This is a genomic window from Micromonospora sp. WMMD812, from assembly GCF_027497215.1.
Classification (GTDB): domain Bacteria; phylum Actinomycetota; class Actinomycetes; order Mycobacteriales; family Micromonosporaceae; genus Micromonospora.
Genome location: NZ_CP114904.1, coordinates 692,215 through 704,980, shown reverse-complemented (window position 1 = coordinate 704,980; position 12,766 = coordinate 692,215). Strand labels below are relative to the sequence as shown.

Here is a 12,766-nt window from a genome sequence, read left to right as displayed (position 1 = left end):
CCTTGATCGAGACGTAGTCCCGACAGCCTCGGCAGCCCGTCCGCCCGACTCCTGAAGATCACGTGACGGGCAGTGGTCCGGCGAGTGAGAATTCGGCTCACGTGGCAGGCGCAGCCGCGGCGTTGTCCCGAAGAGACGGTGAACCATCTCGCCGCTGTGGTGGCGTGAGCTAGGCGGCCGGACGGCGGTGCCGGACGATGACGAGCGGGGCGTGCGAGTGGTGCAGCACCGCGTGGCTGACCGAGCCGAGCAGCAGCCCGCCGACGGCGCCGCGGCCGTGCGCACCGACGACCACCAGTTGGGCGGTCGTCGACTCGTTCGCCAGGACGTGGGCCGGCGTGCCCCGGACCACCCGGTGCTGCACGGCCACCTGCGGGTAACGCTCGGTGTAGCCGGCGACCGACTCGGCGAGGACCCGCTTCACCTCGTCGCCGTACTCGTCCACGTCGTACACCAGGGGCAGGATGTCGCCGGGGCCGGCCGGCGCGGGAAAGAGCCACGCGTGCACCGCGACCAACGGGGCGTCCCGGTAGGCGGCTTCCTCGAACGCGACGCCGACCGCCTCGGTGGACATGTCCGAGCCGTCCACACCCACCACCACCGGGCCGTCGGCGCGCGGCTCCCCCCGTACCACGAGCACCGGACACGGGGCCTGGGCCGAGACCTGCACGGTGACCGAGCCGATCAGCAGCCCGGCGAAGCCACCCAGACCACGGTGCCCGAGCACCACCAGCGCGGCCTCCCGGGACTCGGCCAGCATCACCGCGGTCGCCGCACCGTCGACGACGGCCCCGGTGACCGGCACCTCCGAGGCGACCGCCTCGGCCTCGGCGACCGCCTCGGCGACGTACCGCTCGGCCTGGTGGCGCAGGCCGCCGTCGGCCGGGCCGCCCGGAGCCGGGCCGACCGACACGCGCATCAACGGCCAGATGAAGGCGTGCACGATCCGCAGCGGCCGCCGCCGGTACGCCGCCTCCCGGGCCGCCACCCGCACCGCGTCCAAGGCGGCGGCGGAACCGTCCACGCCCACCACAACGGGAGCACCAGTCTTGAGCGTCATGGCATCTTCTTTCGTTCGTGGTCGGTAGGAGGGTCGGGCAGGTGCCCGGCCCGCGGCATGTCGATCTCCCGGCTCAGCCGGCGCGCCCGGCCGCCAGGTCGGTGGCCGCCAGCCGGGCACCGACGATCTTCCTGGCTCCGCCCCTGTCCCGGGCCGTCCGCCGGCGCCGCCACGCCGTGCCAAGGCACGCTAGAAGGCCGCAGTGCGCACCCAGTGACGAACGAGTGCGTGCCTCGCCGGCGCCGGCGCGCTTCCGGTGGCGGCGCCGTCACCGGGATCTGCCCAGCGGGCGCCGACCACCCGCCCCCGGGGGCGCCGTCCGGCCGCCGATCGCATCTCGGCGAGCAGCCCGCAGCCGACAGAACCGTGGTTTATGGTGAAAAACCGGCAGGGCCGTCGATGTCGGTGCGACGCGGGCGTCCCGATCAGGACCGTAGACGCTTCACGTTGCCGAGCCGGAGGACGGACCGATGACCGAGAGAACGTCGCGGTGCCGCCCGCCGACGGCTCGGGACCACGTCCGCCACCGCTGAGATGGACTGGGTCGGATGGGCGTTGTTCGGGTTGGTCGCCACCACGGCGCTCACCGCGGCGCTGGTCACCGCCCAACTGGCCGGCCTCACCCGCCTCGACTTTCCCCTGGTGCTCGGGACCCTCGTCACCGAGGATCCCGACCGGGCCCGGGTCATCGGGTTCGTCATGCACCTCGGTGCCGGCCAGGGCTTCGCCCTCGGCTACGCGGCCACGTTCGCCCTGCTGCACCGCGCCACCTGGTGGATCGGGGCGTTGCTCGGGGCCGTCCACGTCGGGATCGCGCTGACGGTGCTCCTGCCGCTGCTTCCCGGGGTCCACCCGCGGATGGCCTCCCCACGGGCGGGCCTGGCCAGCGCGGCCGTGCTGGAGCCGCCCGGCGTGTTCGCCCTCAACTACGGCAACCAGACTCCCGCGATCGTGGCTGTCGTCCACGTGCTCTACGGAGCGGTCCTCGGACTGCTCCTCCGGGCCGGCTGACCCCCGTCGCGCGACTCGTGAGGGAGCGATCTCCATGACCGGTGCAACCTACGCGTCGTGCGCCCGGGCACCAACGCCGATCAGCGACTACGGGTTGTTGGGCGACACCCGCACCGCTGCCCTCGTCGGCGGTGACGGCGGGATCGACTGGCTCTGCGTGCCCCGCTTCGACGGGGAGCCCCTGTTCGGCCGGCTGGTCGGGGGCCCGGACGCGGGAACGTTCCGGGTCGGCCCGGCCGGACCGGCCACGGTCGTCGAACGGCGCTACCGGCAGCACACCGCCACCTTGGAGACGACCTGGGCGGTGGGCAGCGGCCGGCTCACCCTCACCGAGGCCATGGTGGTCGAGGTCAGCGGCCGCCTGCTACCCACGACAGTGATCGTGCGGCGCCTGTCGGCCGAGGAGGCAGCGGTCGACGCCGCCGTCGAGTTCGACCCCCGGCTCGGCCCACGGCACCGCCGGCCCCGGTTCGACCACCGGCGGCAGGCCCTGGTGTGTCAGTGGGGATCGCTCGCGGTCTCGCTGGACAGCTCACCTACACTCACCATCGAGCCGGGCCGGCCCACCATGATCGGGGTCGGGCCGGGCCGTCCGGTCACCCTCGTGCTGGCCGTGGCCCACCGCGAACCGCTGGTCCACGTCGCGCCGGAATCGGCCTGGGACCTGGTCACCGAGGACGAAGACCGTTGGCGGGCCTGGACCGCCGAGATCGACGGGTCGCTGCCGTTCCGGGAACACGTCGTTCGAAGCCTGCTGACCATGCGGCTGCTGACGTACTCGCCCTCGCGAGCCCCGGTGGCCGCGCCCACGACGTCCCTGCCCGAGGATCCCGGCGGGGTACGGAACTGGGACTACCGCTACGTCTGGCCCCGGGACGCCAGCATCGGCGTCAGCGCCTTCCTCAGCGTCGGCAAACCCGACGAGGCCCGCGGTTTCCTCGCGTGGCTGTTGCACGCCAGCCGGCTGCAGCGGCCACGCCTGCCGGCACTGCTCACCCTTCACGGCCGCCGAGTGCCCGCGGAACGGGAGCTGCCCGGCTGGCCCGGCTATCGCGGCAGCGTCCCGGTCCGGATCGGCAACGGCGCCGCCGGGCAACACCAGCTCGACGGCTACGGTTGGGTGACTGACGCCGCCTGGGCGTTCGTGCAGGGCGGGCACCGCCTCTACAGCGAGACGTGGCGGGCGGTGCGCGGCTTCGCCGGCGTGGTCGCCCGTAGCTGGCAGGAGCCCGACGCCGGCATCTGGGAGGTCCGCGAACCGGCCCAGCACGTACATTCCAAGCTCATGGGCTGGCTCGCCCTGGACCGCGCCCTGCGCATCGCCGAGACGCACCGCCTGCGGGAGCGCCAACGTCGACGCTGGCAGAGCGCACGAGATGCCATCGCCGCCGACGTTCGGGCAGCCGGTTTCGACCCGGCGGCGGCCAGCTACGTCCGCAGCTACGGCTCGGCCGACCTCGACGCGGCCCTGCTCGTCCTCCCGCTGCTCGGCATCGACGGCGTCGGGTCGCCCCGGGTGCGCGGCACCATCGACGCCATTCGGGACCGGCTCTCCGCCGGCGGTCCGCTGCTCTACCGCTATCCGCCGGGGCGTGACGGCTTCCCGGGCACCGAGGGGGCGTTCCTGCCCTGCTCGTTCTGGCTCGTCCAGGCCCTCGCCCACACCGGGCGCCGCACCGAGGCGGTCGAGCTGTTCCAGACCATGCTCGATCACGCCAGCCCACTCGGCCTCTACGGCGAGGAGCTGGACCCCGCGACCGGCGCCCACCTCGGCAACTACCCCCAGACACTGACCCACGCTTCGCTCGTCCAGGCCGCCCTCGCCATCCGGGCCGCCCCCACCGGCCCGTGACGCTGACGCCGCCGCCGTCCGGCATGTCGGCGGCGTGTCGGGGCCGTGTCAGGCCGCCCGGCCACGCTGTGAGGCATGACAAGTGACCTGGTGATCGAGGCCGAGGGCCTCGTCAAGTCCTTCGGGAAGACGAGGGCGCTGCAGGGCGTGGACCTCGCGGTGCCCCGAGGAACGGTGCTCGGGGTGCTCGGCCCCAACGGCGCCGGCAAGACCACCGCCGTGCGCATCCTCTCCACGCTGCTGACCCCGGACGGCGGTGCCGCCCGGATCAGCGGCTTCGACGTCGTCCGTGACGCCGAGCGGGTACGGCAGACGATCGGGCTCACCGGCCAGTACGCCTCGGTCGACGAGGACCTGACCGGGCGGCAGAACCTGGAGCTGTTCGGCACCCTGCTGGAGTTGGGCCGCCGCGGCGCCCGGCGGCGGGCCGCCGAACTGCTCGACTGGTTCGACCTGACCGGCGCCGCCGACCGGCAGGCCAAGACCTACTCCGGTGGCATGCGGCGCCGGCTGGACCTGGCCGCCAGCCTCGTCGGCTCGCCCGACGTGATCTTCCTCGACGAGCCGACGACCGGGCTCGACCCGGCCAAACGTGAGGACATGTGGGACGTGGTCCGGTCGCTGGTCACCAACGGCTCGACCGTGCTGCTCACCACGCAGTACCTGGAGGAGGCCGACGCGCTCGCGGACGCGATCACGGTGATCGACCACGGTCGGGTCATCGCGCACGACACGCCCGAGGGGCTCAAGCGGGTGGTCGGCGGCCAGACCCTCGAGGTCCGGCCGTCCGATCCCACGCAGCTGCCCCGGACCGCGGCGATCCTCACCGAGGTCGGCTCCGGCGCGCCGGCCGACGAGATCCGCAAGGGCGTGCTCGCGGTGCCGGTGGCCGACGACGCGGCCCTGACCGAGAGCGTCGCCCGGTTCGCCGCGGCCGGCATCGCGGTCACCGAGCTCTCTCTGCACCTGCCGAGCCTCGACGAGGTGTTCTTCACCCTGACCGGGCGTACGGCATCCGACGACGACACCACCCACCGCACGGAGGTCGCGGCATGAGCACCCTGACCGACGCACGACCCACGCCGAGCCGCGCGTTGTCGACGGTCGCGGCGAAACCACGACCGTTCCGGCTCGTCCGGCACTCGCTGGCGCTCGCCAAGCGCAGCCTCATCAAGACCTGGCGTACGCCCGAGGCGCTGATCGACGTCACGCTGCAACCGGTGCTCTTCCTCGTCATCTTCGTCTACATCTTCGGCGGCGCGGTCGCCGGGTCCACCCACGACTACCTGCAGTTCCTGCTACCCGGAATTCTGGCGCAGACCATCGCCACCGGCGCCATCGCGATCGGCGTCAACCTCAACACCGACATCGCCAAGGGCATCTTCGACCGGTTCCGGTCGCTGCCCGTCCCCCGCTCCGCGCCCCTGGTCGGCGCGGTCCTGGGCGACGTCGTGCGGTACGTGATCGTCACGATCTCGACCCTCGCGATCGGCTACCTGCTCGGTTTCCGGATCGAGTCCGATCCGCTCAGGGCGATCGCCGGCTGCCTGCTCGCGGTGCTGTTCGCCCTCTGCCTGAGCTGGCTGCCGGTCCTCGTGTCGATGAAGGTGCGCACCCCGGGTGCCGTGCAGGGTCTGATGTTCGCGTTGATCATGCCGCTGAGCTTCGCGTCCAACGTGTTCGTCAGCGCCGACACCCTGCCGGGCTGGATGCAGGCCTTCGTGGGCGTCAACCCGATGACCCACCTGGTGGCGGCGGTCCGCGGGCTGTTCCTCGGCACCCCGGTCGGCTCGCACGTGTGGTGGACGCTCGCCTGGTGCGCCGGGTTCGTGGCGGTGTTCATGCCGCTGGCGCTGCGGGCCTACCGCAAGAAGATCTGACTCGATCTAGACCAGCAGGTCGTCCATCAGCTCGCGGATCCGGGCGGTGGTCGCGGCGACCGGCCGCTCGCGCCACGCGGCCAGCAACGGCTCACGCCGCCCCTCGTCCCCGAGGGCGGCGTTGAGCCGCTCGCCGGCTCCCGGTGGGAAGAACGTCCGGTCGTGGGCGCCGATCCGGATCCCGAGCGCGGACAGCTCGCGGGCGACCCCGACGTCACCCCGGTACGCCGCGAGCTCGGCGCCGCCCATGGCCAACGCTCCGATCACCGGCAGGTCCCTCGAGGACAGCGCCTCGTCCAGGGCGAGCCTCAGCAACGCGACGGCGTAGGCGTCGGCGTCGTCACCCGCCGACCGCCGCACCTCGGCCACCCGCAGATGGAGGACCGCCACCGCGACCCGGAGGATGACCCGCGGCTGCGGCGGCGGCCCCACCCAGCCGGCCAGGACCCGGGTCACCCCGTCGGCGTGGACGAGCACCTCGTCGTAGCGCTCGCGCTGCCAGGCGAGGTGGGCCAGCCCGAGGCGCGCCTGCGCGATCTCCACCTCCTCGGCCTGGCCCGCCGTCGCCGTCTCGCCCAGTCGCCGCTCCGCCTCCGGGTCACCCGCCAGAGCGAGTTGCACGTCCAGCCGTACCCGGATCGAGCGGGCGTCCTGTGTCGCGCCGACCAGATCCATGTGGTGGATGCTGCGCGCCAGCCACTCGGCCGAGCGCGCCTCCCCACCCGGAGCGAAGAACTGCCCGACGGCGCCCGCGGCCATGGCCATGCCCCAGTGGTCACCGGCGATCTCGAAGTGGCGGTACGCCTGCTCGGCGTCGACGACCGACGCCTCGGGGGTGCCGCTGTTCTCGCGGATCGCGGCGCGGGCGAACAGGCCGAACCCCTGCACGTACGGGTCCGGGTGCGCGATCATCTCGGCGGCACCCTTCATGCTCTGGTCCGGATCGGACGCGTCGAACATGGGCAACGCCGACGCGAGCGCGGCCGGCCGCGGCGAGACCTCGACGCGGCGCTGGGCGAGGAGTGTCCGCAGCGCCCGCCGGGCGAGTACGGCGAGCCGGAGTTCGCCGCTGATGCCAGCGTTGACGCTGATCAGCAGGCACAGCCAGGCGAGCCGGTCGGCGTCGGGCAGTGGCCGACCGGAGGCTCGGCCGCGCAGGATCGCCGAGCCCCGCCGCCGGTCCGGGTCCTCGACGTGCAGCAGGCCCCGCGCCCAGCCGTTGACCTCGAGGTGCAGGCCGCGCACCGACCAGAGGTGGAACAGCGCGGTGGCGACCTCGACGCTGGCCGGCTCGTCACCGGACCCGTGCGCCCAGCGCAGGCCCGCGACCAGGTTGTCCTGCTCGGCGGCGCAGCGGGCGAGCGCCTCGACCTGGCCGGGCCCGACGAACCGGTCGGCGAGCGCGACGGACTGCTCCCGGGCCCAACCGACCAGGCCGGCCATGGCGGGGTCCCGGTCGCCGGCGGCGGTGAGGCGCGCCTCGCCGTACTCGCGGACGGTCTCGAGCATCCGGTAGCGGGGTGGGCCGTCGCCTTCGACCAGGGTCAGCAGGGACTGTTCGACGAGCGTCGCCAGGCCGCGTCGTACATCGGGGGTCCGCGCGACCGCGGCGGCGAGGTCCGCGGTGAACGGCGCGGGGATGACCGCGATCCGCTGGAGCAGTTCACGGTCGTCGGGCGCGAGCAGGTCCCGGCTCCAGTCGACCATCGCCCACAGGCTCGCGTGCCGTTCCGGCAGGCCGCGCAGGGCGTCGTCGAGCAGCGCGAACCGGTCGGTCAGCCCGACGAGCACGTCGTCGATCGGCATGTGCCGCAGCCGCGCGGCGGCCAGTTCGAGCGCCAGCGGCAGGTTGTCGAGCCGGTGACACAGCGCGAGCGCGCGTGCGGTGTCCCAGGTGGGCACCGCGCCGCCGGCCCGCGCCCGGGACTCGAGCAGCCCGAGCGCGTCGGCGTCCGGCAGCGCGGTCAGCCGGTGGACCCGCTCACCGGCCAGGCCCAGCGGGGCCCGGCTCGTCGCGAGCACCGTGACCTCCGGCGAGGTCACCGCGACCAGGTCCGCGACGACGGTGGCGACCGCGTCGAGTACGTGCTCGCAGTTGTCGAGCACGACCAGCCCGTCGAGGTCGGGCGCCACGGCGCGCATCCGTTGCTCGGGGCTGAGAACCCGCCGTTCGAGGCCCAGGTTGCCGCCGGTCGCCGAGGTGTCCGCTCCGCCGAGCGTCGCGAGCACCGTGGGCAGCACCTCCTCCGGTGAGCGCAGGCCGGCGAGTTCGATCACGCGGACCGTCTGCCCGGCCGCCGCCGCGCGGCGCGCCACCTCGGCGGCCAGCCGGGTCTTACCCGCGCCGCCGGTGGCCACGATCGTCACCAGCGCCGCCTCGGTGAGCGCCTCGCCCACGGTCTCGACGTCCCGCTCCCGGCCGACGAGGGCGGTCATCGGTCGGTGCCATGCGGCGGGCAGGGTGATCCGCGTCGGCTGCCGGCGCGGCGTCACCGGTGCGCTGGTGAGTTCGCCGCGCAGCAGCGCCAGGTGGACGTCGGTGATGACGGACGACGGATCGGTGCCGTACCGGTCGGCCAGTTCGGCGCGTAGCTGCTCGACGACCTCCAGCGCCTCGGCGTCGCGACCCTGGGCGGCGAGCACCCGCACGAGCAGGGCGGCCGACGGCTCGTCCGGGGGTGTACGGGCGACGAGCCGGCGCAGGTCGACCTCGTCGAACGGCCCCCCACCGGCGAGTGCCGCCTGTGCGCGCAGGGCGGTGACGTCCGCGAACAGGCGCGTCTCCTCGGGGGCGGCGAGTTCCGGGACCTCGGGGAACAGGTTCCGAGCCTGGTCGGCCGCGCGGCGGGCGGCCGGGAGGTCGCCGGTCTGGAGTGCGACGCGGGCGCGCTCGGCGAGCGCCCGCGCCTCGACCGCGTCGACGGTGAGGTCCTCGGCGGGCAGGCGATATCCGCCCGGGCCCGCGACCACCGGAAGCCCGAGCCGGCGTACCCGGGACACGAGCGCCTGGACGGCGCCGGTGGCGTCGTCGGGCGGCGTACCGCCCCAGACGGAGTCCACGAGCAGGGTGGTGGAGACCGCTCGGCCCCGCGCGTCGACGAGTGCCCGGACCACCGTCGCGAGGCGGTCGCCCCGCACCGGCCGGCCGTCGACGGCGAGCGGGCCGAGGATCGTGATCTGCACCGACCCAGCATCCCCCACCGCTACATCGGGCCGCCGCGCACCTCAGGCGGCCTCCGCCCCGGGGGCGTGAAGGGATTCGACGGCGTGGACCAACGGCGCCAGCTGGGGGTTCGCCGCCGCCTCGTCGAGCGCCTCGCGCAGAGCGGCGTCGTTGGTCGGGCGGGCCTTCTCCAGCAGTCGGAGCCCGGCCGGGGTGACGTTGGTGTATATGCCGCGCCGGTCTGTCGGGCAGAGGTAGCGCTCGAGGAGCCCCCGGTCCTCGAGGCGGGTGACCAGTCGCGTGGTGGCGCTCTGGCTGAGGACGACCGCGTCGGCGACCTGCTTCATCTGCAGGTGACCGCCGTCACCGTTGTGCTGCCGGCTGAGCACGTCGAGCAGGGAGTATTCGCGCACGCTGAGGTCGTGCCCGGCCTGCAGGGCGCGCTCGATGTGCGCCTCGATCCTGTCGTGCAGCAGGGAGAGGGAGCACCAGCCCTGGGCCAGGGCGGTGAGCGCGGGGTCTGTCGCTGTCATGGACCTTCCTCCATCCCGGAGCTGCTCCCCCAGCATAGAACAACCCGCGATATACCGCGTTTGCGTGTTGCCCGCGTCTGCAACTAAGGTCGTACGCATGCAACACGCACCCGCAATCTTTGGGAAGGGTTCGCCGCCATGCCTCTCGCGCTCCTAGCCCTCGCGATCGGGGCCTTCGGGATCGGAACGACCGAGTTCGTGATCATGGGCCTGCTGCCCCAGGTCGCCCACGACTTCGGAGTCTCCATCCCCACCGGCGGGCTGCTCGTGACCGGCTACGCGCTCGGCGTCCTGATCGGGGCCCCGCTGATGACGGTGCTCGGCACCAAGGTCCCCCGCAAGCGGATGCTCATGGCGCTGATGGGCCTGTTCATCGCCGGCAACCTGGTCTCCGCCCTCGCGCCGTCCTTCGCCGTCATGCTCATCGGGCGAGTGGTCGCCTCCCTCGCCCACGGGGCCTTCTTCGGCATCGGTTCGGTCGTCGCCGCGGCCCTGGTCGCCCCGCACCGGAAGGCCGGCGCCATCGCCATGATGTTCACCGGCCTCACCGTCGCCAACGTCGTCGGCGTCCCCCTCGGCACCCTGGTCGGGCAGTCGGCGGGGTGGCGCGTCACCTTCGGCATCGTCGCGGCGATCGGGGTCGTCGGCCTGGCCGGTGTCGCCCGCCTCATCCCCGACGTGCCCAAGCCCCACGGCGTACGGCTGCGTCACGAGGTGGCGGCCCTGAAGAACGCCCAGGTCCTGCTCGCCATGGCGATGACCGTGCTCGGTTTCGGCGGGGTCTTCGCGGCGATCACCTACATCGCGCCGATGATGACGCAGGTGGCCGGCTTCTCCGCGGGATCCGTCACCTGGCTGCTGGTCCTCTTCGGCCTCGGGATGGTCGGCGGCAACCTGGTCGGCGGCAGGTTCGCCGACCGGGCCCTGATGCCGATGCTGTACGTCTCCCTGGGCGCCCTCGCCCTCGTCCTCGGCCTGTTCACCTTCACCGCCCACGACAGGATGGCCGCCGCGGTGACCATCGCCCTGATCGGCGCCCTCGGCTTCGCCACCGTCCCACCCCTGCAGAAGCGTGTCCTCGACCAGGCGCACGGGGCCCCGACGCTGGCCTCGGCCGTGAACATCGGCGCGTTCAACCTCGGCAACGCGCTGGCCGCCTGGCTCGGTGGACTCGTCATCGCCGCCGGGCTCGGCTACACGGCGCCCAACTGGGTCGGTGCGGTCCTCGCCGCGAGCGCCCTCGTGCTCGCGGTCCTGTCGGCCGCCCTGGAGCGCCGTAACGGCTCACCCAGCGCCGCCATGACCGTCGCTCCAGCCGCTCAGCCTCAGGTCGTCCACCACTGACCCGGGCACCAGCGCTGCCGGCCGGGCCGACTGGTCGGGCGACGGTCAGGCCCCGCCCACGTCGGTGCAGTAGGTGATGGTCGCGTCGTCGGCCGGCACCGCCTGCCGGGCCTCCGCCTGCCGGACACCGCGGATGATCTCGCCGGGTCCGCTCGACGCCAGGATGGCCAGAACCCCTGGCCAGTCGCCGAGCCGGAACCGGTCCACGAAGCGGCTGGCTCCATTGCTGAGCAGGACGGCACCGGTCAGCTCGGAGATCGGGCAGCTTCCGGTGATCGCCTCGTCCGCCGCCCGCGGGTCGTCCTTGGCCAGCCAGAAGCCGCCCGGCCGGTTCCGGTTGGCGCGCAGGTCCCGCAGGATCCGCTGGTACTCGTCGCTGCCCTCGACGGTTGCCTCGAGGGCGGACTCGTACGACCGGCTGATGATCACCTCTCGCGGATCGGAGACGACGACCGGCGCACTGTCCGTCCTGTCGAGCACGAGCACCGCGTCGCCGAGGACCAGGTGCTCGACGAGGCCGTCAGATTGGCGGAGGACGGCCACGGCCGCCGACGGGCTGATGGGGTTGGCGACGTCGCAGGTGTCCCGGTGATCGTCCGTCACCTGCTGGATGGCCTCGCCGAGCAGCGCCGGGAGGCTGCGGTCCGGCGCGAGTGACAGGTGGCTGAGGAGGGCGCCGCCCAGGCGGATGGCGTACCAGGCCACGCCGTGCCGGCAGATCGACTCGGCACCGGGGATGCCGGCGCCGTCGATCAGCACCGCTGCCGTCGGCACGGCGCCGGTGAAGTCCTCGTTCACGCGGCCGGTCCGCGCCGCCGCGCTCGTCATCGTCACCCGCATGACGTGCCGCCGCCGCCTTGGCGTGTCACCGCTCGGCGCAGCAGGCGTCGCCGCAGGCCCCGGCCTCCCCGGCGGTGACACCGACGGACAGCGGCCCGCACTCGTCGCAGTGCTCGCCGCGCCAGGCTGCCACGCCTTCCTTCACCGCGACGCCGGCGATGACGAGCGCCGCGATCGGATCGGCCCACGACCAGCCGACGGCGGCATTGAGGACCAGGCCGACGAGCAGCACCGCGGACAGGTAGGTGCACAGCATCGTCTGCGTGGAGTCGGCCATGACGGTGGCGGAGCCGAGTTCCCGGCCGGTGCGCCGCTTGGCTCGCACGAGGAGCGGCATCACGATCAGCGACGCGACGGCGAGCCCGATGCCGACCGGACTCGCGTCGGCGTCCCGGCCGGCCAGCAGCGAGCGGCCGGCGTCGAAGGTCACCCAGGCGGCCAGCGCGAAGAACGACACGCCGATCAGTCGCAGCGCCAGCCGCTCCCGTTCCTCCGGTACGCGGGAGCGGAACTGCCAGATCAGCACGGCCGCGCTGGACACCTCGACGAACGAGTCCAGGCCGAAGCCGACGAGCGCCGTGGAGGAGGCCGCCGCGCCGGCGGCGATCGCGACCAGACCCTCCAACAGGTTGTAGCCGGCGGTGGCGTAGGCCAGCCACAGGCTGCGGCGCGACAGCACCGCCCGACGCTCCGGGGTCAGCACGGACACGCTCACGCGATCACCCGCGCCCGGGAGTCGACCGGAATGCCGTAGACCGGGCACAGGGCGACCGCCTCACCCGTGGCGGCGAGGAGCTGTTCCGCTGACCGCAGCAGGTCCAGCAGTTCCGGCCGGGTGAGTGCGTAGAACGACTGGCGACCCTCGGCGCGGTAGTCGATCAACCCGCAGTCGCGAAGGCACGCGAGGTGCTTCGACACCGTCGACTGTGCCAACTCCAACTCGGCGGTCAGGTCCACCACCCGCGCCTCTCCGCTCGCGAGCCGGCGCAGGATCGCCAGCCGGGTCGGATCGCCGAGCGACCGGAACAACGCGACGGCGGGGGCCAGGCCGGGGGTGCAATCAATCGCCACAGTGCGATGATA

At 73.4% G+C, this 12,766-nt stretch carries 11 protein-coding genes; 5 read left to right on the top strand and 6 right to left on the bottom strand.

All coding sequences use genetic code 11. The annotated features are described in order from the left end of the window. Window positions 1-169: 169 nt before the first annotated feature. The gene (locus O7603_RS03175) at window positions 170-1,060 is read right to left on the bottom strand and encodes a universal stress protein (RefSeq protein ID WP_281574170.1); all 891 of its coding nucleotides are present in this window, start codon (window positions 1,058-1,060) and stop codon (window positions 170-172) included. A 534-nt stretch (window positions 1,061-1,594) separates the two neighbouring features. Here O7603_RS03175 and O7603_RS03170 point away from each other — a divergent pair. The 4 genes from O7603_RS03170 to O7603_RS03155 all read left to right on the top strand — a co-directional run bounded on the left by O7603_RS03170 (window position 1,595) and on the right by O7603_RS03155 (window position 5,803). Beyond that, window positions 1,595-2,071, top strand: coding sequence for a hypothetical protein (locus tag O7603_RS03170; RefSeq protein WP_281574169.1), 477 nt, complete (start codon window positions 1,595-1,597; stop codon window positions 2,069-2,071). A gap of 34 nt (window positions 2,072-2,105) precedes the next feature. Further along, the gene (locus O7603_RS03165) at window positions 2,106-3,923 is read left to right on the top strand and encodes a glycoside hydrolase family 15 protein (protein ID WP_281574168.1); all 1,818 of its coding nucleotides are present in this window, start codon (window positions 2,106-2,108) and stop codon (window positions 3,921-3,923) included. Window positions 3,924-3,998: 75 nt separating this feature from the next. After that, window positions 3,999-4,979 carry an ATP-binding cassette domain-containing protein gene (locus tag O7603_RS03160; RefSeq protein WP_281574167.1) on the top strand — a complete coding sequence of 327 codons (981 nt, stop codon included), beginning with the start codon at window positions 3,999-4,001 and terminating at the stop codon, window positions 4,977-4,979. Continuing rightward, on the top strand, window positions 4,976-5,803 hold the full coding sequence (locus O7603_RS03155; protein WP_281574166.1) for an ABC transporter permease: 828 nt from the start codon (window positions 4,976-4,978) through the stop codon (window positions 5,801-5,803). The genes O7603_RS03160 and O7603_RS03155 overlap by 4 nt, the downstream gene beginning before the upstream one ends. A gap of 6 nt (window positions 5,804-5,809) precedes the next feature. On the opposite strand, the gene O7603_RS03150 is transcribed toward O7603_RS03155, so the two are convergent. Together O7603_RS03150 and O7603_RS03145 are read right to left on the bottom strand one after the other, a co-directional pair. Beyond that, a complete protein-coding gene (locus tag O7603_RS03150; RefSeq protein ID WP_281574165.1) occupies window positions 5,810-8,986 on the bottom strand; it encodes a BTAD domain-containing putative transcriptional regulator in 3,177 nt (1,058 codons plus the stop codon). A gap of 42 nt (window positions 8,987-9,028) precedes the next feature. After that, the gene (locus O7603_RS03145; RefSeq protein WP_281574164.1) at window positions 9,029-9,499 is read right to left on the bottom strand and encodes a MarR family transcriptional regulator; all 471 of its coding nucleotides are present in this window, start codon (window positions 9,497-9,499) and stop codon (window positions 9,029-9,031) included. A 138-nt stretch (window positions 9,500-9,637) separates the two neighbouring features. Here O7603_RS03145 and O7603_RS03140 point away from each other — a divergent pair, with 138 nt between their 5' ends. Continuing rightward, complete coding sequence (locus O7603_RS03140; RefSeq protein ID WP_281574163.1) at window positions 9,638-10,843, top strand: MFS transporter; 1,206 nt, start codon at window positions 9,638-9,640, stop codon at window positions 10,841-10,843. A gap of 45 nt (window positions 10,844-10,888) precedes the next feature. On the opposite strand, the gene O7603_RS03135 is transcribed toward O7603_RS03140, so the two are convergent. From O7603_RS03135 to O7603_RS03125, 3 genes are read right to left on the bottom strand one after another with little or no spacing between them, the layout of a single operon-like run. Beyond that, window positions 10,889-11,671, bottom strand: coding sequence for a hypothetical protein (locus tag O7603_RS03135; RefSeq protein WP_281574162.1), 783 nt, complete (start codon window positions 11,669-11,671; stop codon window positions 10,889-10,891). Between the two features lie 37 nt (window positions 11,672-11,708). Then, window positions 11,709-12,398, bottom strand: coding sequence for a cation transporter (locus tag O7603_RS03130; RefSeq protein WP_281574161.1), 690 nt, complete (start codon window positions 12,396-12,398; stop codon window positions 11,709-11,711). Further along, window positions 12,395-12,754, bottom strand: a complete 360-nt coding sequence (locus O7603_RS03125) for a metalloregulator ArsR/SmtB family transcription factor (RefSeq protein WP_281574160.1) — start codon at window positions 12,752-12,754, stop codon at window positions 12,395-12,397. The genes O7603_RS03130 and O7603_RS03125 overlap by 4 nt, the downstream gene beginning before the upstream one ends. Window positions 12,755-12,766: the final 12 nt, after the last annotated feature.

What these genes read in the sequence shown, in the direction of transcription:
- O7603_RS03170 (WP_281574169.1), top strand. Translation starts at nt 1,595, where the DNA reads ATGGACTGGGTCGGATGGGCGTTGTTCGGGTTGGTCGCCACCACGGCG.
- O7603_RS03160 (WP_281574167.1), top strand. Translation starts at nt 3,999, where the DNA reads ATGACAAGTGACCTGGTGATCGAGGCCGAGGGCCTCGTCAAGTCCTTC.
- O7603_RS03175 (WP_281574170.1), bottom strand. Translation starts at nt 1,060, where the DNA reads ATGACGCTCAAGACTGGTGCTCCCGTTGTGGTGGGCGTGGACGGTTCC.
- O7603_RS03140 (WP_281574163.1), top strand. Translation starts at nt 9,638, where the DNA reads ATGCCTCTCGCGCTCCTAGCCCTCGCGATCGGGGCCTTCGGGATCGGA.
- O7603_RS03165 (WP_281574168.1), top strand. Translation starts at nt 2,106, where the DNA reads ATGACCGGTGCAACCTACGCGTCGTGCGCCCGGGCACCAACGCCGATC.
- O7603_RS03135 (WP_281574162.1), bottom strand. Translation starts at nt 11,671, where the DNA reads ATGACGAGCGCGGCGGCGCGGACCGGCCGCGTGAACGAGGACTTCACC.
- O7603_RS03145 (WP_281574164.1), bottom strand. Translation starts at nt 9,499, where the DNA reads ATGACAGCGACAGACCCCGCGCTCACCGCCCTGGCCCAGGGCTGGTGC.
- O7603_RS03155 (WP_281574166.1), top strand. Translation starts at nt 4,976, where the DNA reads ATGAGCACCCTGACCGACGCACGACCCACGCCGAGCCGCGCGTTGTCG.